Here is a 20,794-nt window from a genome sequence, read left to right as displayed (position 1 = left end):
GGGGTCTCCATCAGGCGAGCCGGTTCTCGACGAGGCGGTTCTCGATGAGGAACGTGGCGAGCCGCTCGCCGGCGTCGCCCTCGTCGGTGATCTTGGTGCCGCCCGACCGGGGCGGGCGCTCCGAGATCGTGATCATGATCGAGCGCGCGGTCGCGGCATCCGCTGCGTCGATGTCGAGGTCGAGGTCGGCGAGCGAGAGGGTCTCGAGCGGCTTCTTCTTGGCCGCCATGATGCCCTTGAAGTTCGCGAAGCGCGGGTCGGGCAGGCGCTCGGTGATCGAGATCACGGCGGGCAGCTCGGCGGTCACCCGCGCGGTGCCGCCGTCGGTCGCGCGGATGCCGGAGACCGTGCCGTCGGCGAGCTCGACGGACTCGAGCCGGGTCGCCTGCGCCACGTCGAGGAACTCGGCGACCATCGCCGGCACGACCCCTCCGGAGCCGTCGGTCGACTGGTCGCCCGCGATCACGAGGTCGAAACCCGTGCGACGCGCCGCCGCCGCGAGGACCTCGGCCGTGAGCACGAGGTCGGCGCCGAGCAGCGCCTCGTCGACCACGTGCACGGCGCGCGCGGCGCCCATCGCGAGCGCCTTCCGCAGGCTGGATGCCACGGGCTCGGCGCCCATCGACATGGCGACGACCTCGGTCTCCGGGTGCTCGTCGGCGTGGCGCAGGGCGACCTCGAGGGCGCGCTCGCCGATCTCGTCGACGACGCGCTCGCTCGCCTCGCGGTCGGCGAGGCCGGTCTCGAGATCGAGGCGCCGGTCGGCGTAGGTGTCGGGGACGTCCTTGACCAGGACGAGGATCCTCATCGTCGATCGCTCCTTCGCGGATCATGCCGGCCGGGGCCGGGTCGGTACGACGACATTCTGATCAGGGATCGCAGAACAGTCAAGTCTGACTTTTTTAGCGCGCCGGATCGAGTTCGCAGGACCAGCCGCGCCATGGGTGCCATATCCGGGGGGATGACGCGGCTCATCCTGCCTACGCGGACCGGACCTGGCGCCGGAACGGCGCCGACCGCGCTGCGGGCGCCAGCGCCGGATCGAGTTCGCAGGACCAGCCGCGCCATGGGTGCCATATCCGGGGGGATGACGCGGCTCATCCTGTCTACGCGCGCCGGGGCCTGCCGGGCCGGCAGGGCCGGCACGGCGAGCGGTCCGCCGCGGCCGCCGGCTCAGCCGCCGAGCAGCTGCTCGCGCGCGAGCGCACGCCACAGGGCGAGGTTCGGCTCGCTCGCCGGGTCGGCGCCCGTGATCGCGTACGTCATCGCCGTGCCGCGCATGCTCGTGACGAGCAGCTCCATGAGCGGCTCGAACTCCGGACGCGCAGTCAGCTCCGGGCCGAACAGCCGCTGCTGGATCTCGAGCAGGATGCCGCCCATGCGCCGTTCGGTCGGCAGCAGCGCCTCGCGGAGGCCCTCGTCGTGTCGCGCGGCGAGCCAGAGCTCGAGCGAGGCCAGGTAGACGGGCTGCCCGTTCGACGACCACATGGCCGCGATCGCGGCGTCGATGCGCGCCCCGGGCTCCTCGGGCAGCTCGACGTCGACCAGCAGCTCGTCGAGCCGCGCCGCTGCGAGGTGGTGCACCGCGGCGACGAGCAGCTCGGTGCGCGACCGGAAGTGGTGCAGCAGTCGCCCGCGCGAGACTCCGGCTCGTTCCTGCACGCGCACGGTAGTCGCCGCGGCGTAGCCCTCCTCGGCCAGCACCCGCACCGCGGCATCCAGGATCGCGGCCTGCGTGCGCACCGCACGCTCCTGCACGGGACGCCGGGCCGACCCGTTCGCTGACTCCGACATCGCCCTCCCCTGCATCACCCTGCGGGCCGTGCGTCGTCGCACGTGCCGCGCCGCAGCCTAACGGACGGGCTACGCGATGAGGAACCGCGCGATCAGCCCGTCGCGCAGGTCGAACGTGAAGGTGCCGGGGCCGTTGTAGCCCTCGCCCGAGACGGTGACGGTGAGCAGGTACTGCTGCGGCATGCGCCCGGCCCTGATGCCGTGCACATCGAAGTGCGACAGCTTGCCGATGTTGTCGGTCTCGTTCCAGCTCGCGACGCCGTCGCGTCCGTGGAACTCGCGGCCCCAGTCGTTGAGGTAGGCGTCCTCGGTGAACGCGGCGACGAACCCCTCCGAGTCGCCGGCGTTGGTGGCGTCGACGAACGCGCGGATGGCGGCGGGCATGGCGGTGTCGGACATGGCCACACCCTACGCCGACGACCGCGGCCGCGACATCCGCTCGGGACGCCGCGGCCGCAGCCGGTTCGGGTCGACGGGGACGGATCAGCCCGGCGCGACGATCGTCATGGTGTTGAAGTTGGTCCCGTTCCCACCGGGCTTGTAGTTCTTCTCGAGGTTGCCGGCCGCGTCGACGGAGAACCACTTGACCGTCGTGCCCGCGGGCACCGTCACCGTCTCACCGCCTTCGCGGATGCCGGCCGAGGCGTACAGCGTCGACGCGAACGTCGGCTTGGACCCGTCGATCGTGTAGAACACCGACGCGGGTTCCGTCGTCTCGAACACGAGGTCGACCATGCCCGGTTCGGCGCTCGCCGACACGGCCAGCGAACTGGCGGGCCGCTGCGAGTCCCGATCGAAGTCGTACGCGACGCGCATGAGTTCGACGAGGCCGTTCGCGAACTCCTGCGACTCGGCGTGCGCCGACGCTCCCGTCGGGTTCTCGTTCTCGAACGGCGGCTGGAACTGCGTCCCCACCTCGAAGTTCCACGCGTAGATCCCGTACTTGTACCAGAGCAGGTCACCGGAGTTGCCGGCCGCCGAGTAGAGCACGTCGGAGACCGGGCCCGTGCGCGCCGGCGTCACCGACATCCCGCGGTACCGCTTGATCTCGGACAGGATCCGCGAGGAGGCACCCCAGAAGTACGCCTCCTCCTCGACCGTCGGACGCGGCGCCGAGATGCGCCCCGGCGTGATGTACGCCCCCGGCGACCACATGAAGTAGTTGCCCGAGCTGTGCAGGTTCATCGAGAACTCGATGTTCGGGTTCTCGGCCGCGATCCAGTCGATGTTGGCGCTCTCCGGCTCGCTGAGCTCGCTCGGACCGGCGTAGGTGCCGCTCGTGCACGAGGACGAGGCGCCGTTGTACCCGTCGAACAGGCTGTAGGTGTCGTAGTTTCGGTTGTTGTCGACGCCCCAGCTGTTCCGTGCGAGGAAGTCGGCGCTGCCCGTCCGCTCGCAGTGGTTGAACATGTTCTTGCGTTGCGAGTTGAAGTCGTAGAACGAGTAGTGACCGCCGTCCGGGTTCACCGAGGGCACGATCCAGATGTCGAGGTTGTTCACGAGGCGCTTGGTCTCGGCGTCCTGCGCGTAGTTGCGCAGCAGCCGCTCCGCGGTCTCGACGGCGACGAGCGGCGGCACCCATTCGCGCGCGTGCTCCTGCGCGTAGGCGAGCACGCCGGGCTTCGAGCCGTCGCGGACCTTGCCGATCCGGATCGCGTACACGGGGTGCGGATCGCGCGACACGGTCTCCGGGGCCGACAGGCCGTCGGTGAGGTCCGCCGTCGCGGGAGCGACGAGGCCCGACCCGGTGTTGCCGCGGTACGTGTACGCGACGACGAGGGCGGATGCCGCGGGCGAGGCGTTGATCGCCGCGACGACCTCGGCTGCGGTGCTGGTGACGGTCCCGGCGGAGTCGGTCGCGAGCGACACCGTGATCTCGTCGCCGGAGACGGCGACCGAGAGCGGCGAGTCCGTCGCCACCGGGTCGACCATCGCCACGCTGAGGCCGTTCCCGCCCTCGTGGCCCCAGGCGACCGAGTCGATCGCGACGCGGCTGCTGATGGCGGAGCCGAGCACCGCCTGCGCGAGTCGCCGGTAGCCGTTCGTCTCGTTCGGCAGTTCGACGATCTCGGAGATCTGCGGGAACTCCGCGGCGAGCATCTCGATGCGGTCGTACAGCTCGGTCGGCGTCAGGTACGACGTGATGAAGTCGCTCTGATAGTTCGGGCCGAACGCGTCGTCGCCGTCGAGCGGCAGCCAGTCGTTCACCTTCGCGGTGGCGACGTCGCCGGTCGGGCTGACGATGCGGATGGTGTCGGGGCGCGTCTCGACGACCGCGGCGCCTCGGTGGTACAGGTAGACGCCGGCGTCGACGAATCGGTTGATGTTCTGCGTGCCGCCGGAGCCGAGGTCGGTGCCGGGTCCGCTGTCGCGCTCGACGGAGAGCTGGGCCGAACTCGTCTGGCCGTCGGCCCACTTGGCCTCGACGGAGAGGTAGCCGACGCCGTACGACGTGTAGTAGTCGGCGCGGATGATCTTGACGTCGGAGACCTCCGCGGCCTCAGCGGCCTCGGCGAACTCCTCGTTCGCGGCGACCGCCTCGGCGATGGTCGCGTCGCGTTCGGCGAGGACCTCGGCGGTGTCTTCTTCGTCGTGGAGGGACGTTCCGACCGCGAACCCTCGGGCGCGCAATGCCTGTGCCTCGCCGTCGCTGACGACGGCGTGAGCGGTGATCGTGCCGTCGGGGTTGGCGTGCGCGGCGTGGTCGAGGTCGACGCCCGTATCGACCAGGCGGTCGAGTTCGGCGGTGTCGGCGACGATCACCTCGACGACGGCGACCTCCTCACCGGCGTCTCGGACGAGGTCCGGCAGCGGCTCGGTGCCACTGGCCGGACTGATGGGCGTCATGCTGGTGAGGATGAGCCCGGCGAGCGCGGCGAACGCCGCCGACCCTCCGAGCACCCTGCGTCTGATCGTCGACATCGATGTCTTCCCCCTCGTTGCGGTGACCTGCGATGGAGCCTGCACCGGCGCGGAAGGATGCGGTGTCGCCGTCGTCCCCCAACTCCGGCCGCCCGCCCCGGACCCGCTGATGCGGGTCGGGCCGAGCGTGGGCTCTGTCTATCGGGTCGCAACTTTCGCGTCAACAGTGACAAAAGTAGACGGGACGAATTGCGCGTTGAGCGGATGCCTCGGTGGACGATCGGCTACAGCCCTGTCCCGCAGCGACGGCAACGCGATGCTCGCGCGATGTCCGTGCGTCGTGCCAGAGTGAGCCGCGTGATCGTCCAGACCAACGTCGTCGGCAGCCGAGCCGGGGCCGATGAGCACGTCGTCGAGGTGCGTGCGGGCCCGATGACGCTGCGCGACCTGCTCCGCGTGCTCGTCCGCCACGAGCTCGCCGAGTACGAGCGACGCCGCGTCGAGAACCGCACGTTGCGGATACTCACCCCCGCAGACCTTGCCACGGGTGCTGAGACCGGTGCCTACGGGCGCGAACTCCGGGCGACCCCGAAGGCACCGACCCTCGATGCCGCGCACGCCCGCGCGATCGAGGCGTTCGACGACGAGCTCTATTTCGTGTTCCTCGACGATGAACGGGTGGAAGAGCTCGACGCCGAGCTCGAGATCGCCCCCGAGTCGACGCTTCGCCTCGTGCAGCTCGTCGCCCTCGCGGGCGGCTGACCGTGATCTCGGCCGAGCAGGCGCGAGACGAACTCGCGAAGATCCGCGTGCCCTGGGATCACCGCCGGGGCCTCACCATCCGCAACCGCCTCCTCGCGCCCGCGCTCGCGGGCGAGGTCGTGGATGCGGTCAACCGTCGTCGTGCCGTCGACCCCGACCTGGTCTCCCGACTCGACGCCCTGGCAGAGGCGAAGCGCGCTCGGGTGTTCCGCGCCGTCAGCCCGACCATGGGCGATGCGCTGGCCCGGTGGTGGAGCTGGGCCCGGCACGCTCCGTATCAGTCCGGCTGGACCAGGCGCGCCTACCGCTCGCCCGACCCGGCGCACTCCGGGCCCGCCCGCTTCGCCGACCTGTCGCGCCTCCTGGTGCACGCCGCCGAGTACCCGCGGCCCCTGGCCTGGCATGCCGAGTGGATGGTGCACCTCGGCGACCACATCCCCCTGGGCGGGGTGCTCGCCGCGGCGATCGACGACGGCGACACCGCGATCCGGATGACGCTCGTCGACAGCGTGCACGCGCGGCATCCGATCTCCGGGCCGACGACGCAGGCGCACGCCGCCCTGCTCGCGAGCGGCGACCCTGCGAACTGGGAGACGGTCGCCGCGCTCCTGCGCGCCGCGGGTCGTGCCGAGGGACTGCGGCAGAGCATCCTCGAGGCGTCCGACCTCGCCCATCCGTCCGCGTTCGCCCGCATCCTCGACGTGGTGCTCGAGCACGACCTCTCGCGCTTCGCCGGCACGGTCCGTGCCGCGGGGGTCTGGGTCGGCGACGGGTTCGACGTGCGGCGGTCGAAGGACGTGGCGGCGGCGCTCCGAAGCATCCGTGCGCACCTCGACGCACCGCCGACCGCACGCGACCTGCTCGTCGCCGACGCGGCCGACGCCTACCTCGGGTTGTGGACGCTGGCGATGCGCGATGCGCCCGCGACCGTGCCCGTCGCGGCGGAGCTGCTGCGGAGCCCCGCGGAACGGACGCGCCTGGCCGCCGCCCGGATCCTCGCCGACCTCGCGATCCCGGCCGCCGGCGCCGCGCTCGCGCCGGCCCTCGACGACGAGTCGCTCGCCGTGTACGCGGCCGCCGCTGACGCGTGGCCGCCGCAGTTCTGGGCGCCCAAGGAGGCCTCGCCCGACCTCGAACCCGCGGTGCGGACGTCGCTCGAGCACCGCGTGCGCACGCTCGGCAGGTCGAGGGAGGTGCCCATCGGCATCGTCGGCGAGCGCCCGACGAAGGTCGGCTCCGCCCGGGCGGCCGACGTGATCGTGACCCACACCCCGGCCGAGGCGCTCGAGCCGGAGGTCCTGCAGGCGGCGAGCGCCGACGGCCGCTACCACGCCGCACGGAAGTACGGCGCCGATCCGATCGCCCATCGGGCACCGCTGTTCAGCCTGCTCGACGACCGCTCGGGCCAGGTGCGCGGCGTCGCGCAGGAGGCGCTCGGCGGCCTCACCGACCTCACCGACGACGAAGTGGCCCGCCTCGAGGCGGCGCTCTCCCGGAAGTCCGCCGATGTTCGCACCACGGCGATCCGGCTGCTCGGCGCGCAGTCGCCGGATCGGCTCGCCGCGACGGTCGCCCGGCTGTCGGCGGGGACCGCCGATCAGCGCCGTGCGGGCACGGAACTGGGAGGTGCGTCCGCGGCCGAGGTCGACGACACCGCCGGACCGACGGTCGACGCCGTCCCCGCGGCGCTCGACTTCCGGCCGGAGGACCGAACGCCGGCCGTGCGGCCGGTCGCGCCGCCGGCATCCGACTGGCGCCGCTACCACGCCGGATGCCGGCTGGTGCTGACCTCGCTCGCGGCCTGGATCGACGAGCATGCCGACACCGAGGTGCAGACGTACGGCGGCGTGCAGATGCTCGCCAACGTCGGGTGGCTGCCCGTCCCGAGCGACGGCTCTCTCCCGCTCGCCGAGCTCCTCGAACCCTGGTGGGAGCGGACGGCCGGGCAGCTCACCGACGGCGGCGTCGAGCTCGCGCTGCTGCACCTGCGGGGTCTCGGACACGGCGGATGGGTCGACGGCGTGAATCGGACGATCATCGGCATGGCCGAGGGCCCAGGCGGGGTCGACAACGGGATCCGGCTCCGCGCGAACCTCATCGCCGCGCTCGCCCGGCACGCCTGGCGTGAGCGTTGGACGGACACCGTCCTCGACGCGCTCGACACCGCGGCTGCCGCGGTGCCGGTGTCGTCGCTCCTCGGCCCGCCCGAGGTCATGGCACGACGCGGCATCCGGTTCACACGGAACGAGTGGGGCGGACTTCGACAGACCGACGGGCGAGGGGCGTTCTTCGACGCGCTCTTCCAGCAGCTGCACCGCCTCGTGGATCCCACCACGCTCTCCGACGACCAGCTCGGGCGATGGTGGCGCACCGCCCGCTACCTCGACGAGCCCGAGGGCACGTTCGACACGTGGCGCGGAGCGCGGGTCGAGATCGCCGCGAACGACCGGTGGGGCCGGGCGCAGACATCCACGGTGCTCGTCCCGGATCAGCCGTACCGGTCGCGACCCGCACCGATGCTCGTCGCGACCGCGTTCGAGCGCGGCATCGCCACGAGGGCCGACCTCGTCGATGCGCTGCTCGTTCCCGAGGTCCGGTCACGAGCTGCGGGACACGGCGGCTGGGACGACGCGGCGGGCGTGCGCGAACTCACCGGACTGCGACCCGAGGCCTGGGCGGCGGGCGCGCACACGCAGGAGGTGGTCGAGGAGGTCCGCCGAGTGGTCGTCGAGCGCGAGTGCACGCGCGGCGACCTGCCGACGCCGTTCTCGAACACTGCTCGGGGACTGCGGACCGCGTACGGCGCCGAGAGCCTCGTGCAGATCCTGGCGGCACTCGGCACCCGCCCGTTCACCCGCGGCTACTCGTGGAACGAATCGCGCGAGAGCGGGCTGTCGCACCTCGTCCGCATCCACCAGCCGACGTCCGACGACACCGCTGCCGGCCTGGGCGAACTGATCCGGTCCGCTCGGATCGCCGAGCGGCGCATCGTCGAGGTCGGCGTGTATGCGCCGCAGTGGGCCGCCCTGATCGAGGAGCACCTCGGGTGGCCGGGATACGCATCAGCGGTGTGGTGGCTCCACGCCCACACCAAGGACGAGAGCTGGCACGTCGACCGTGAGATCCGCGAGGCCTGGGAGTCCGAGATCAGCCAGCGCACGCCGCTCGAGGCGACCGACCTGATCCGGGGCGCGGCGGATGTCGCGTGGTTCCGCGCGATGTACGGCGAGATCGGCGACGAGCGGTTCCGGCGCGTGCTCGCAGCCGCGAAGTACGCCTCGACCGCGGGCGGCCACAAGCGCGCGGAACGTTTCGCGCAGGCCCTGCTCGGCCGCCTCGAGGAATCCGAGCTGCTCGAGCAGATCGGCCAGAAGCGGAACCAGGACGCGGTCCGCGCCCTCGGCCTCCTCCCGCTGCCGGATGACGGCAGGCGCACGCTGCTCGCCCGATACGAGCTCATGCGCGGCTTCGTGGCATCCGACCGCACCTCGGGTTCGCAGCGACGCGCCTCCGAGACGACGGCCGTCGCCGTCGGCATGGAGAACCTCGCGCGGACGGCCGGATACCGAGATCCGCAACGCCTCACCTGGGCGATGGAGTCCGAGGCGGTCGCCGACCTCGCCGCAGGCCCGGTGTCGGTCGATGACGGCGATCTCACCGTCACGCTGTCCATCGACGACGGCGGCGCCCCGAACCTCGCCGCCGTCCGGGGCGGTCGTGCGCTCGCCGCCGTCCCGGCGAAGAGCCGGGCGAACCCCGAGATCGCGGCCCTGCGTGCTCGTGCGACGGACCTGAAGAAGCAGGCCGGCAGGATGCGCCGATCGCTGGAGGACGCCTGCGTGCTCGGCGATGCGTTCGACGCCGCCGAGCTCGCCACCCTGCTCGCCCATCCGGTGCTCGCCCCGATGATCCGCTCGCTGGTGCTCGTCGACGCCGAGGGCGTCGCCGGCTTCGCCACCGACGACCCCGCCGTGCTCCGCGGACCGGACGGATCACTGCGCGCCGTCGCACGCGGCCTGCGCATCGCGCACCCGCTCGACCTCCTCGCCTCCGGCGAGTGGCCGGAGTTCCAGCACGAGCTCGTCTCGAAGGGGGTCAGGCAGCCGTTCAAGCAGGCGTTCCGCGAGCTCTACACGCCGAGCGCGGGCGAACGGGACGAGGCCGGCACCACGTCGCGACGCTACGGCGGCCACCAGGTGCAGGCGCGTCAGGCGGGCGGCATCTTCACGTCGCGCGGATGGGTCGCCGACTTCCAGACCGGCTTCTCGCGCACCTTCCACGAGGAGAAGATCACCGTCTGGTGCCGGCTCCTCGACGGCTGGGGAACGCCCGCCGAGGTGGAGGACGCGACCGTCACCGACATCACGTTCCATGCCGCGGGCGAGTGGCACCCCATGCGGCTCGAAGAGGTCCCCGGCCGGGTCTTCTCCGAGGCGATGCGCGACCTCGACCTGGTCGTCTCGGTCGCCCACGCCGGCGGCGTCGACCCGGAGGCGTCCGAGTCGTCCGTCGAGATGCGCGGCCGACTCGTCGAGGAGACGGTCGACCTGCTGGGCCTCCGCAACGTCGAGGTCGGCGGTCACCACGCGCGCGTGAAGGGCACGCTGGGCACCTACACGATCCACCTCGGCTCGGGCGTCGTGCACCGCGTGCCCGGCAACGCCGTGTGCATCGTGCCCGTGAGCGCCCAGCACCGCGGCCGGATCTTCCTGCCGTTCGCCGACGACGACCCGCGCACCGCGGAGATCGTCGCCAAGGCGGTCCTGCTCGCGCGTGATGACAAGATCACGGATCCGACGATCGTGCAGAAGCTCGTGCGGTAGCCGAGCCGGGTGCCGGCCGGGCTCGGCCGAGCCCGGCCGGCGCACGCCGACCGAGCCGGCGGCCCGGTGTGCCTACCGACCCGGGCCGGCTGGGGCTTCCGCGGCGTCGCGTGCATCGGCATCGTCCGCGGCATCCGCCTGCCCGGCGGCATCCGCGGACCCCGCGCCATCCGCTGTCGTCACCGCGCCCGCGGCGCGAAGCTCCGCCTCGAGGCGCTCGGCCTCGTCGCCGCCGATCGCCTCGCCGCGGGCGACGAGCCCCGCGACATCCGACAGCGGGATCTGCTTGAGGAACAGCGAGAGCACGAACGCCAGGCCGATGAACGGCAGCAGGTACCAGAACACCGGGGCGAGCGCGTCGGCGTAGGCGTCGACGATGCCGTCGCGGATCGGGTCGGGCAGGGCGTTCATCGTGGCGGGGTCGAGCGTGGCCGTCGCGCCCGCGGCATCCGTCGGCGACGCGCCGGCCGCGGTGAACACCTCGGTGAGGTTCTCGGTCAGGCGAGTCGTGAAGATCGTGCCGAACACCGCGGTGCCGAGCGCGGCGCCGACCTCGCGGAAGTAGTTGTTCGTGCTCGTCGCGGTGCCGATCTGGGCGGCGGGGACCGCGTTCTGAACGACGAGGACGACGACCTGCATGATGAGGCCGAGGCCGGCGCCGAACACGAACAGGTAGACGCAGATCAACCAGATCGCGGTGTCGGCGGTGAGCGTCGTGAGCGCGACCATCGCGATCGCCGTGACGACCGTGCCGATGATCGGGTAGATGCGGTACTTGCCGGTCTTCGTGATCGCCATGCCCGACGCGATCGACGTGCCCATGAGGCCCGCCATCATCGGCAGGAGCAGCAGGCCCGACTCGGCCGCCGACGTGCCCGACGACATCTGCAGGAAGGTCGGCATGAAGCCGATCGCGGCGAACATTCCGATGCCGAGCGTGAGGCCGATCGCCGTCGCGTTCACGAAGATCGGATTGCGGAAGAGGCTCAGCGGGATGATCGGGTCGGCGGCGCGGGCCTCCGTGACGACGAACGCGATCGCCGCGACGAGCAGGCCGATGCCCCACGCCCAGGTCTCCCAGGCGTCCCAGCCGAAGTCGGCGTCGCCGCCGAAGTCGGTGAAGAAGATGAGGCAGGTGGTCGCGATCGAGAGGAACACGACGCCGAGCACGTCGATGGGCTTGGTGGCCTTCTTGCCCGGCAGCTTCAGCGCCACGAGCGCGATCACGAACGCGGCGATGCCGATCGGGATGTTGATGTAGAACGCCCACTGCCAGGTGAGGTGGTCGACGAAGTAACCGCCGAGGAGCGGGCCGCCGACCGCAGCGAGACCGAAGACGGCACCGAGCGGGCCGAGGTACTTGCCACGCTCGCTTGCGGGCACGATGTCGGCGATGATCGCCTGCGACAGGATCATGAGTCCCCCGCCGCCGAGGCCCTGGAGCGCGCGGAACACCACGAACATCCAGAAGTCACCCGCGAACGCGCAGCCGATCGAGGCGAGCGTGAACAGCGCGATCGCGACGAGGAACAGGCTCCGCCGGCCGAGGACGTCGCCGAACTTGCCGTAGACGGGCATCACGATGGTCGTCGCGAGCAGGTACGCGGTCGTGATCCAGACCTGGTGCTCGACGCCGCCGAGGTCGCCGACGATGGTCGGCATCGCGGTCGAGACGATCGTCTGGTCGAGGCTCGAGAGCAGCATGCCCGCGATCAGGGCGCTGAAGATGATCCAGATGCGTCGCTTGGTGAGCAGCATCGGGGCGGCGGATGCCGCGGGGGCGGTGGTGGCCATGGGGTCCTCGGTGGGGTGGTTCGGGTCCTGCGGGGCAGGGATGGATCGGGTGGGTGGTGTTGATGAGGCGGGCGGGCGCATCCCGCGGAACGAGCCGGCGGCTCAGCGCCGGCGCGGCGCGGCGAGCACCTCGCGGAGGGCGGCGACGGCGTCGGTGAGCGCGGTCTCGAAGTCGTCGCCCGGGTGGTCGTCGAGCAGGTGCTCCCCCGCGATGCGCATGGCCGCGGCGACGGTGTGCACCGAGGCGAGCACGAGCGGATGCCGCGACGCGACGCTTTCGCGCCGAGCGACGAGTTCGCCGAGCTGCTGTTCGCGTTCGCGGGTCATGTCGATGAATCGGGCGAGCAGGCGCGGTTCGCGCGAGATCGCGCCGATGAGCTCGGCGTGCTCGTCGCGGCCGATGCCGGCATCGCGCGCGTGCGCGAGGGCGAAGTCGACGAGGTCGTCGACGACGGCCGGCCAGCCGCGCGAGCCGCGCGCGAGGAACTCGTCGGCGAGACGCCGGGCCTCGGCGGTCTCGTCGAGGCCGAGCACCGCCTCATCCTTCGACGGGAAGTAGTTGAAGAACGTGCGACGCGAGACGCCGACCTCGTCGCAGAGCTCCTCGATCGTGAACCCGTTGAGCCCGCGCTCGGCGGTCAGCCGACGCGAGAGCGAGGTGATTCGCGACGCGGTCGCCGCCATCCGCTCGGATCGCCTCGTCTGGGTTGCACTTTCGGACACGAAGTGCAGTATTGCACTCTTGTTGTACAAGTGCAATGCGCATCACGGACCTCGCGCTTCGACATATGTTGCACTACAATGCAACATGGAGGAAATCGTGTCGATGATTGCAGGTGCGCGAAGGTCGATGGGCTGGTCGATGCGCGACCTTGCCGCGCATCTCGGCGTGAACGTCTCGACCGTCTCCCGCATGGAACGATCCGAGCGTGAGGGCACGATCCAGCTGTCGACGCTTCGACGGGCGCTCGACGTCATGGACCGGGACCTCGAACTCCAGCCCGTGAATCGTCGGCGCGAGGAGCGCGTCTCCATGGCTCTGCACCGCGCGATCGCCCGCAAACTCACGCACTCACCCGAAGACGTCCTCGCCGTTATTCCGGAGAACCTCGAGCGGATCCGGCACACGGTGCGCGGTCCGATCGCCGAATCATGGATGACTCGGTGGGAGCACCTGGCGCGCGGCCCGGTCGAGGAGCTGATCGAAGCGATGCTCGACGACACGCCTGAGGGTCGCGAACTTCGGCAGAACTCGCCGTTCGCCGGCGCCCTCAGCCCCGACGAGCGCATCCGGGCGATCGAGGAAGGGGTGAGTCGGTGAATCGCGACGAGCTCATGGAACTCACGCGTCAGGCGATCCGATTGGTGCCGAACCGAGAGGTGCTCATCGTCGGCAGTCAGTCGATCCTGGGCACCGTGGCCGAAGACCGGCTCCCGGAACGAGCAACGCTCTCGCGGGAAGCCGACATCGCACCGACACGCGATGACGACGACGGCACGATTGCCACGCTCATCGACGTGCACCTGGGCGAGATGTCCGACTTCGACCGAGTCAATGGGTTCTACGCTCAGGGCGTTTCATCGACGACGGCGGTCCTGCCGCGCGGTTGGGAGCGTCGTGCGACCATCGTGCACCCCGACGGTCCGGGCGGCGGCACGGCGTGGTTCATCAGCCCATACGACCTCTGCGCGTCGAAGCTCGTCCGCGGAGAACGGAAGGACATCGAGTTCGTGAGCGCGCTGATCGAGTGCGGCATCATCGAACCCCACGCGCTCTCCCGGATCGCTGATCGGCTGCCAGTGGCGCAGAACGTCAAGCAGATCGTTCAGCTCCGCGTCGCTGCGTGCGCGAGTTGACCTGATCCGCACGTCGGTGGGTCCTGCGAGACTCGGGGGCATGAGCAGCACGATCGGCACCCCGGGTGGCACGCCCGAACGGCCGGCGCTGTTCTTCTCGGGGCCCGAGGAGTTCCGCGCCTGGCTCGAGGCGAACCACGAGACCGCGACCGAACTCTGGATGGGCCTCAACCGGAAGGGCACGCCCGACCGCGGGCTCACGTGGGAGGAGGCCGTGCCCGAGGCGCTCTGCTTCGGCTGGATCGACTCGGTATCGCAGCGCATCGACGATGTGGCTCGACGCCAGCGCTGGACCCCGCGGAAGCCGACGAGCATCTGGTCGGCCGTCAACATCGCGCACGTCGAGCGTCTCACGACGGAGGGGCGCATGCGGCCGGCCGGCGTCGCCGCGTACGAACGCCGCAGCGACGACCGCTCGGCGATCTACTCGTTCGAGAACCTCGAGCAGACGCTGCCCCCCGAGTTCACGGCCATGCTCGAGGCGGATGCCGCGGCATCCGCCTTCTGGGAGGCCGCCACGCCGAGCTACCGCAAGCTCGTCGTCCACTGGGTGGTGTCGGCGAAGCAGCAGGTCACGCGCGAACGGCGGATGTCGCAGCTCGTCGAGCACAGCGCGGCCGGGCAACTCGTGCCGTTCCAGCGTTACGGCGACGTGCCGAAGTGGGTCGAGCGGGCCGCGGCGGCGGCGCGCGCCGCAGCGTCAGGGGTGGGCGGCGAGCCCGGCACCGAGGCATCCTGAGGCCGAGCTTCGCCGCTGCGTCAGGTCGCCGGGCCCTGACCGATCCCCAGCCAGCCGTTCGCACCGTCATCGACGCGCCCGCCGGAGCCCTTCGCCCCTCCGGCGCCCGCGCCATCCTTCATCGATTGCAGCTGCCGGTCGATCTCGGCCTGCGCCGTGATCGCGGCGAGCTGCCGCTCGATGTCGGCATCCGGCGCCGCGGTGAGGTCCTTCAGCACACCGCTCGTGAGCAGCTCGTCGGTCGCCGCCGCGCGGGCCTGCATCTGCGCGACCCGGTCGCGCGCGCGGTCGAGGCTCGTGCCGATGTCGTCGATGTTCCGGCTGAGCCCGGCGACCGCCTCGTTCGCCCGGACCTGGGCGGCCGACGCCGTGTAGGTCGCCTTGATGGTCTCCTTCTCGACGCGGAACGCGGCGATCTGGTCGGTGAGGCGGCGCTCGCGCTCCTGCAGCTGCGAGGCCTGCTGGTCGAGCGACGCGTACTGCGCCTGCAGCTTCGCCACCTCGCCCTCGAGGAGCGCGCGACGCTCGAGGGCGGCTCGGGCGAGGTCCTCGTGGCCCTGCGTCAGCGCATCGCGCGCCTGGGTGCCAAGCCGCTGGTACCGCGCACCCATCTCCTGACCCTGCAGCTCGATGCGCTTCTTCGCGGTGGCCACCTCGGCGACCGCACGGCGCACCTCGTGCAGGAGCTTGACCTGCTGGTCGTAGCTGTCGTCGAGCGTGTCGCGCGGATCCTCGATCTTGTCGAGCGCCTTGGTGGTCTTGCTGCGGAAGATGGTGCGCATGCGGGAGGTGTTGTCGCTCATGGTCGGATCCCCTTGTCTCGAGCGGGTGAGCGGTCGGATACGGCCGCGGGGTCGCGCACCGTGGAGGTCGTGGGCCGCCGGATCGGTTCGGCGGCGAGGTCGCGCAGGCTGAGCGCGTGGAGCTCCTCGACGCCCGCGCGGATCGAGGCGACCTCGCGGTCGACGTCGGCGCGAAGCTCGACGAGGCCGTCGTCGCTGGCTCCGGCGAGGGCGGATGCCACGGCCGACCGGATGCGCCGGACGAGCGCCTCGACCTGGCCGACGCGCTGTTCGGCGGCGGGCAACTCGGCGGTGAGGACGGACCGGTCGATCTCGCTCTCCATCAGGCGCAGCTGCGCGTCGAGCGAGGCGCCCTCCTCGCGGATGCGGCGATAGATGCCGCGGAACTCTCCGCGCGGCCCGGGGCCCTGTGCCGCGAGGTCGACCGCCGCCTGCCCGCTCGCGAGCGCGTCGTCGAGCCGCACCCGGAGGTCGAGGATCGTGCGCTGCGGGCCGCGGCTCATCTTCGCCCGGCTGCGCATCAGCGCACCGTCGACCCGACGGCTGTGCCGGATGCGTCGGTAGACGTGCCGCACGATGAGCACGACGGCGACGAAGCTCGCGATCCCGAGGAGCACGATGATGCCGAGCGCGGCGAGCACCACCTCGAGACCGCTCATTTCCGGCTCCCCCGCCGGCTCGCGCTGCGCCTCACACGGTCGATCAAGTCCATGCGCCCGCCCCTCCCCGTCGCCTCGTCGCTGCGGACCGCGCCGACGACGACGCGATATAGCGTGTTTCGACGCGATATATCGCAATCTACGCCACGTCGGGCGGAAACGGCAGGGGCGGGGGCGAATTCGCAGGGTGGGCGCAGGCGGGCGACCCCTCGCGCCCGGCCGACGCGCCCGGCCTCCCGCCGCTCATCCGGCCACCTCGTGCCGGCCCGCGACCGCCTGCGGCGGAACGATCGTGTGCGTGAGCGACGCCGCGGCCGCCGCGGCCTCGAACTCGCCGGGGCCCCGTCGCACCTTCCGCGCGACGAGGAACACGAGCCCGATGCCGAGCACGCACCAGATGCCCATGGAGATCGACGCCCAGGAGAACGCGTCGGCGAGGGCCGCGGCATCCGTCTCACCGGCCTCGACCCGGCGCGAGCTCACGCCGCCGTAGACCGACGCGACGATCGCGGTCATCACCGCGGCGCCGACGTAGCGCGCCATGTTCGAGACGCCCGACGCGGCGCCGACCTCGCGCGGCTCGACGCTCGACGTCGACAGCGAGGAGCACGGGCCGTTCTGCAGGCTCATGCCGGCGGCGACCGCGACGAGCGGCAGCACGAACATGCCGTAGCCCCACGACTCCTGCACGAACGCGAGCGCCAGGAACGCGCCCGACATGATGATGAAGCCGAGTGCGATCGTGGTGCGGACGCCGATCTTCCCGACGATCGGCGTGATCAGCGGCGACAGGATGACGGCCGCAGCCGCGACCGGCAACGTGGCGAGACCCGCCTGGAACGCGTCCATGCCGAGGGTCGACGGGTCCTGGAAGTACAGGCTGACGACGTACATGATCGCGTTGATCGTGCCCGAGCCGAGCAGGATCGAGATGGTCGCGCCGACGAGGACCACGTTGCGCAGCAGCTTCAGGTCGAGCAACGGCGCGGCGACCCGCCGTTCGACCAGGACGAACCCGATCGTGGCGAGGATCGTGATGGCGAAGCATCCGAGGGTCTGCCATGACACCCAGCCCCAGGCGCTGCCGTTCGTGAGCGCGAAGATGAGCGGCGCGAGGGTCAGGGCGATGAGGACGGTGCCGGCGAAGTCGATCGAGCGCGAGCGCGTGGGGTCGTCGGATTCCTGCACGGCGAGGAGCGTCACGGGCAGGCAGACCGCCGCGATGGCGGCGTCGATCCAGAACAGGCCCTGCCAGCCGAGGGTCGAGGCGAGCAGGCCGCCGACCAGCGGCCCGGCTGCGGCGCCGACCGCGGATGCCGCGCCCCACAGCGTCACGGCACGCAGCTGCGCCTTCCCGGTGTTCGCGGCCGAGAGCAGACTCATGCCGCAGGCGAGGATCGTCGCGCCCGCCGCGCCCTGGATGCACCGGCCGGCGATGACTCCGAACCCGTCCTGCGAGAGCGCGATGAGCACGCACGACGCGATGAAGAGGATGAGGCCCCAGAGGAAGATCTTCCGCCGCCCGAAGACGTCGCCGAGCGAGCCCGACGTCACGATGACCGCCGCGCCCACGAGCGAGTAGCCGGTCACCGCCCACTGCAGCGTGTCGGTCGGCGTGCCGGTGTCGGCCGAGATCGCCGGGATCAGGATCGACACCGCCGACGTGTTCGCGTTCACCACCAGCGCCGACACGCAGGTCGCGATGAGCGCGCCGAGCGCGTACCGCTTCGCCGAATCCGTCGTCGCGGGTCCGCCCGCCTCCGTCGTCTCCCCCATGCGCCGTTCTTATCACCCGAGCGGATGTCTCCGACAGGGCCCTTCGCGAGTCGGATCGCGGGACTCGGACCTCTGGCGCGTCGCGGCGGGCGGTGTCAGCATTGCGGTCATGGCCGCGCAGACCGTGGACGAGTACCTCGCCTCCTTCCCCGACGATGTCGCCGATCGTCTCCGGCGGGTGCGCGCCGCGATCGTCGCCGAGGTCCCGCCGCCGGTCGAGGAGAAGATGCGGTACGGCATCGCGGCGGTCATGCTCGGCGGTCGGTACGCGCTGCACTTCGCCGGCTGGCAGCACCACATCGGGCTCTACCCGGTGCCGACCCTGCCCGAACCGCTCGAATCCAAGGTCGCGCCGCTCCGCACCGGCAAGGACTCGGTGAACCTCCCGCACGCGGCCGACCTGCCCGTCGACCTGGTCGGGCGGATCGCGGCGGCGATCGTCGCGCAGCGCGAGGCGGCGGGTAGCTGAGCCGCGAGCCGCTGCGATTCCGCGGCGTCGTCGCGTCGCTCGCCCGACCCTCCTGAATCCGAGGACGAGTCACCGCCGCCACCTCCCGTCCTCGGTTTCAGGAGGGACCGCGGGATGCCTCAGCGCCGCGGCGTCCAGCCCGGCGGCAGCGGCGCGTCGATCGCAGCCCGCTCGCGGTCGGCCTCCGCGGACCAGCCCTGCGCGGCATCCGTCGCCTCGAAACCGCCGCGTGCGACCCGGAACCCGACGTCGTCGTGATGCATGCGCGGCGCTCCCCCACGGCGCACCGAAGCCCGCACGCTCCAGGCATCGTCGGCGAACCCGCCGCCGCGGAACACCCGGTACTCGTCGTAGCGGGCGGGGTCGAGCAGGTCCCAGCACCACTCCCACACGTTGCCGAGCGTGTCGAACAGGCCGTTGAGGTTCGGCAGCTTGCCGCCGATGTCCTGCGGCGAGGTCACGCCGTCGGCAGCCATCCACGCGACCTCGTCGAGCGGGCCGTAGTGCGGCGTCGTCGAGCCGGCGCGGCACGCGAACTCCCACTCGGCCTCGGTCGGCAAGCGGAACCCGTCGGCGTCGACAAGCCACGTGACGTCCTCGCCGTCGAACGTGTACGCCGGATCGAGCCCCTCCCACTCCGACGCGGCATTGCAGAAGCGGATGGCACGCAGCCAGCTCACGCCCGTGGCGGGTCGGCGCGGGTGCGTCGCCGTCTCGCCCAACAGCTCGGCGAGCTGCTCCTGCGTGACCGGGTACACGCCGATCTCGAACGGCTCGAGCTCGACGCTCCACCGCTGCTTCCGACGCGCGTCGTGCATCGCGACGGTGCCGCCGTCGAGGCGCGCGAGCTCGATGTCGGTCATCCGGGCAGTCTCGCACGGTGCACGGCGGTCTAACCGAGCGCGTCGGCGTAGCCGTTCGCGATGCCGGCGACCTTGTCGACGTAGGACTCGAGGTGGTTGTAGGAGAAGACGGCCGCGCGCCATCCCTCTGCGCTCGTCATCGGGCCCGATGCGCACAGGTACCGGGCGGCGGCGTAGGCGGCGTCGTCGATCTGGCTCGGGTCGGCGACGCCGTCGCCGTTGGCGTCGGCGCCCCACTGGTCCCAGGTCGAGGGGATGAACTGCATCGGCCCGACGGCGCGGTCCCACCTGACGTCGCCGTCGAGGGCACCGCCGTCGGTGTCGTGGATGGCGGCGACCCCGTCGCCGTCGAGCGCCGGACCGAGGATCTTCGGGCTCACCATCCCGCTGGCCTCGAGCACCGATTCGCCGTGGCTGCCATGACCCGACTCGACGGCGCCGATGGCCGCGATCGTCGTCCAGTCCACGCCGCACTGCGGCTCCTCCGCGGCGATCGCCACGTGCGCGAGCGCGTACGCTGCGAGGGCGCGAGCAGGAATGCCGGTGGCGTCGGACACGACCGTGAGCCAGTCACCCTCCACCACCGGAGCGGCCTCCGTCTCGGGTTCGGGCTCCACGAGTGGCGCGACCTCCGAGCCGGTCACGGCGTTCGGATCGTCGGCCTCCTCGCCACGGGCGGTCGAGCCGGCGCCGCCGTCGGACGTCGAGGTGGTCATCGGCGGAAGCGGCGCGCCGCGCCCGGATGCGGACGGCGCGGCGAATCCTCCGGGCTTCGCCGCCACTCCCCAGACCGTCACCGCGAAGACGGCTCCGACCACGAGCGCGACGACCGCGGTGACGAGCCCGAAGTAGCCCGCGACCTGGAGGAGGACCTCCCGGCCGGACGCCCGCGAGCTCGGATCGCGTCGGCGGTCGCCGACGGCGTCGTCGTCCCAGGTCATCAGTGTGCAGCTCCGTTCGGGCGGTGGATCGAGGTTCGTGCCCGCCGGGTCGGCCTCGTCGTCGTGTGCCGGAGCATCGCGTCGCGACCCGCCCGTTCAGGCTACCCGTGCGTCGCGCGAGCCCGCCTGAGAAGGTGCCGTACGTCCGGCCCCGAGGCATTCGTCATCATTTCGGTATTCAGTGTTGCTATCTACCGGTACTCATGCTTACTATGTACTGGTACTCAGCAACACTGATTAGTCGAGGAGCAGCGATGGGCAAGCAGGCGACCGAGATGCTGAAGGGCACGCTCGAGGGCATCGTCCTGGCGATCCTGTCCGGCAGGCCGGCGTACGGCTACGAGATCACCTCTTGGCTGCGCGACCAGGGCTTCACCGAGATCGCCGAGGGCACGATCTACGCCCTGCTCCTGCGCATCGAGCAACGCGGGCTCGTCGACGTCGAGAAGGTGCCGTCCGAGAAGGGGCCGCCGCGCAAGGTGTACTCCCTCAACGCTCGAGGTCGCGACTCCCTCGACGAGTTCTGGAGCACCTGGGGCTTCCTCGCAGCGCGCATCGAACAGCTCCACGACATCCCGAACGACCTCCAGCAGCTCGCCGGAACCGGCGAGCGCACCGAAACCGAACAGCTCCACGAAGAGGAGAAGTGACC

Annotated in this window: 18 protein-coding genes; 7 read left to right on the top strand and 11 right to left on the bottom strand. The window is 71.4% G+C overall.

Annotated elements, in window-relative coordinates; translation table 11 throughout:
- Positions 1-10: 10 nt before the first annotated feature.
- From ACQ393_RS01190 to ACQ393_RS01175, 4 genes are all read right to left on the bottom strand, one after another.
- A complete protein-coding gene (locus ACQ393_RS01190) occupies positions 11-808 on the bottom strand; it encodes an electron transfer flavoprotein subunit beta/FixA family protein (protein WP_430644983.1) in 798 nt (265 codons plus the stop codon).
- A gap of 365 nt (positions 809-1,173) precedes the next feature.
- Positions 1,174-1,794, bottom strand: a complete 621-nt coding sequence (locus tag ACQ393_RS01185) for a TetR/AcrR family transcriptional regulator (RefSeq protein ID WP_430644982.1) — start codon at positions 1,792-1,794, stop codon at positions 1,174-1,176.
- A gap of 69 nt (positions 1,795-1,863) precedes the next feature.
- Positions 1,864-2,193, bottom strand: coding sequence for a nuclear transport factor 2 family protein (locus ACQ393_RS01180; RefSeq protein ID WP_430644981.1), 330 nt, complete (start codon positions 2,191-2,193; stop codon positions 1,864-1,866).
- 84 nt (positions 2,194-2,277) lie between these two features.
- Positions 2,278-4,716: a M14 family metallopeptidase gene (locus ACQ393_RS01175; RefSeq protein WP_430644980.1), complete on the bottom strand. Its 2,439-nt coding sequence runs from the start codon at positions 4,714-4,716 to the stop codon at positions 2,278-2,280.
- Positions 4,717-5,013: 297 nt separating this feature from the next.
- On the opposite strand from ACQ393_RS01175, the gene ACQ393_RS01170 reads away from it, so the two are divergent.
- On the top strand, positions 5,014-5,418 hold the full coding sequence (locus tag ACQ393_RS01170; RefSeq protein ID WP_430644979.1) for a hypothetical protein: 405 nt from the start codon (positions 5,014-5,016) through the stop codon (positions 5,416-5,418).
- 2 nt (positions 5,419-5,420) lie between these two features.
- Positions 5,421-10,241 (top strand): DUF5724 domain-containing protein, encoded by a 4,821-nt coding sequence (locus tag ACQ393_RS01165; protein ID WP_430644978.1) that lies wholly within the window; start codon positions 5,421-5,423, stop codon positions 10,239-10,241.
- A 72-nt stretch (positions 10,242-10,313) separates the two neighbouring features.
- Here the strand turns inward: ACQ393_RS01165 and ACQ393_RS01160 are convergent, their stop codons facing one another.
- Both ACQ393_RS01160 and ACQ393_RS01155 read right to left on the bottom strand, forming a co-directional pair.
- Positions 10,314-12,035, bottom strand: coding sequence for an MDR family MFS transporter (locus tag ACQ393_RS01160; protein ID WP_430644977.1), 1,722 nt, complete (start codon positions 12,033-12,035; stop codon positions 10,314-10,316).
- Between the two features lie 102 nt (positions 12,036-12,137).
- On the bottom strand, positions 12,138-12,758 hold the full coding sequence (locus ACQ393_RS01155) for a TetR family transcriptional regulator (RefSeq protein WP_430644976.1): 621 nt from the start codon (positions 12,756-12,758) through the stop codon (positions 12,138-12,140).
- A gap of 85 nt (positions 12,759-12,843) precedes the next feature.
- Between ACQ393_RS01155 and ACQ393_RS01150 the strand changes: the two genes are divergently transcribed.
- From ACQ393_RS01150 to ACQ393_RS01140, 3 genes are read left to right on the top strand one after another with little or no spacing between them, the layout of a single operon-like run.
- Positions 12,844-13,356, top strand: coding sequence for a helix-turn-helix domain-containing protein (locus ACQ393_RS01150; RefSeq protein WP_430644975.1), 513 nt, complete (start codon positions 12,844-12,846; stop codon positions 13,354-13,356).
- Entirely contained in the window at positions 13,353-13,892 is a 540-nt protein-coding gene (locus ACQ393_RS01145; protein WP_430644974.1) for a DUF6036 family nucleotidyltransferase, read from the top strand. Before ACQ393_RS01150 ends, ACQ393_RS01145 begins: the two co-directional genes overlap by 4 nt.
- 40 nt (positions 13,893-13,932) lie before the next feature.
- Positions 13,933-14,631: a YdeI/OmpD-associated family protein gene (locus ACQ393_RS01140; RefSeq protein WP_430644973.1), complete on the top strand. Its 699-nt coding sequence runs from the start codon at positions 13,933-13,935 to the stop codon at positions 14,629-14,631.
- A gap of 20 nt (positions 14,632-14,651) precedes the next feature.
- Here ACQ393_RS01140 and ACQ393_RS01135 read toward each other — a convergent pair whose 3' ends face one another.
- From ACQ393_RS01135 to ACQ393_RS01125, 3 genes are all read right to left on the bottom strand, one after another.
- A complete protein-coding gene (locus ACQ393_RS01135; RefSeq protein ID WP_430644972.1) occupies positions 14,652-15,434 on the bottom strand; it encodes a PspA/IM30 family protein in 783 nt (260 codons plus the stop codon).
- The gene (locus ACQ393_RS01130; RefSeq protein WP_430644971.1) at positions 15,431-16,093 is read right to left on the bottom strand and encodes a hypothetical protein; all 663 of its coding nucleotides are present in this window, start codon (positions 16,091-16,093) and stop codon (positions 15,431-15,433) included. The genes ACQ393_RS01135 and ACQ393_RS01130 overlap by 4 nt, the downstream gene beginning before the upstream one ends.
- A 243-nt stretch (positions 16,094-16,336) precedes the next feature.
- Positions 16,337-17,869 (bottom strand): MFS transporter, encoded by a 1,533-nt coding sequence (locus tag ACQ393_RS01125; protein ID WP_430644970.1) that lies wholly within the window; start codon positions 17,867-17,869, stop codon positions 16,337-16,339.
- 109 nt (positions 17,870-17,978) lie between these two features.
- Between ACQ393_RS01125 and ACQ393_RS01120 the strand changes: the two genes are divergently transcribed.
- Positions 17,979-18,338 (top strand): iron chaperone, encoded by a 360-nt coding sequence (locus ACQ393_RS01120; protein WP_430644969.1) that lies wholly within the window; start codon positions 17,979-17,981, stop codon positions 18,336-18,338.
- Positions 18,339-18,457: 119 nt separating this feature from the next.
- Here the strand turns inward: ACQ393_RS01120 and ACQ393_RS01115 are convergent, their stop codons facing one another.
- Positions 18,458-19,201: a formylglycine-generating enzyme family protein gene (locus tag ACQ393_RS01115; protein WP_430644968.1), complete on the bottom strand. Its 744-nt coding sequence runs from the start codon at positions 19,199-19,201 to the stop codon at positions 18,458-18,460.
- Between the two features lie 29 nt (positions 19,202-19,230).
- Positions 19,231-20,142, bottom strand: a complete 912-nt coding sequence (locus ACQ393_RS01110; RefSeq protein WP_430644967.1) for a lytic transglycosylase domain-containing protein — start codon at positions 20,140-20,142, stop codon at positions 19,231-19,233.
- A 254-nt stretch (positions 20,143-20,396) separates the two neighbouring features.
- Here ACQ393_RS01110 and ACQ393_RS01105 point away from each other — a divergent pair, with 254 nt between their 5' ends.
- On the top strand, positions 20,397-20,792 hold the full coding sequence (locus ACQ393_RS01105) for a PadR family transcriptional regulator (protein WP_430644966.1): 396 nt from the start codon (positions 20,397-20,399) through the stop codon (positions 20,790-20,792).
- The last annotated feature ends 2 nt before the right edge of the window (positions 20,793-20,794 follow it).

The sequence above is a fragment of the Agromyces sp. GXS1127 genome (assembly GCF_050565425.1).
In the GTDB taxonomy this organism is placed as follows: domain Bacteria; phylum Actinomycetota; class Actinomycetes; order Actinomycetales; family Microbacteriaceae; genus Agromyces.
This window is presented reverse-complemented; position numbering and strand designations above follow the sequence as displayed.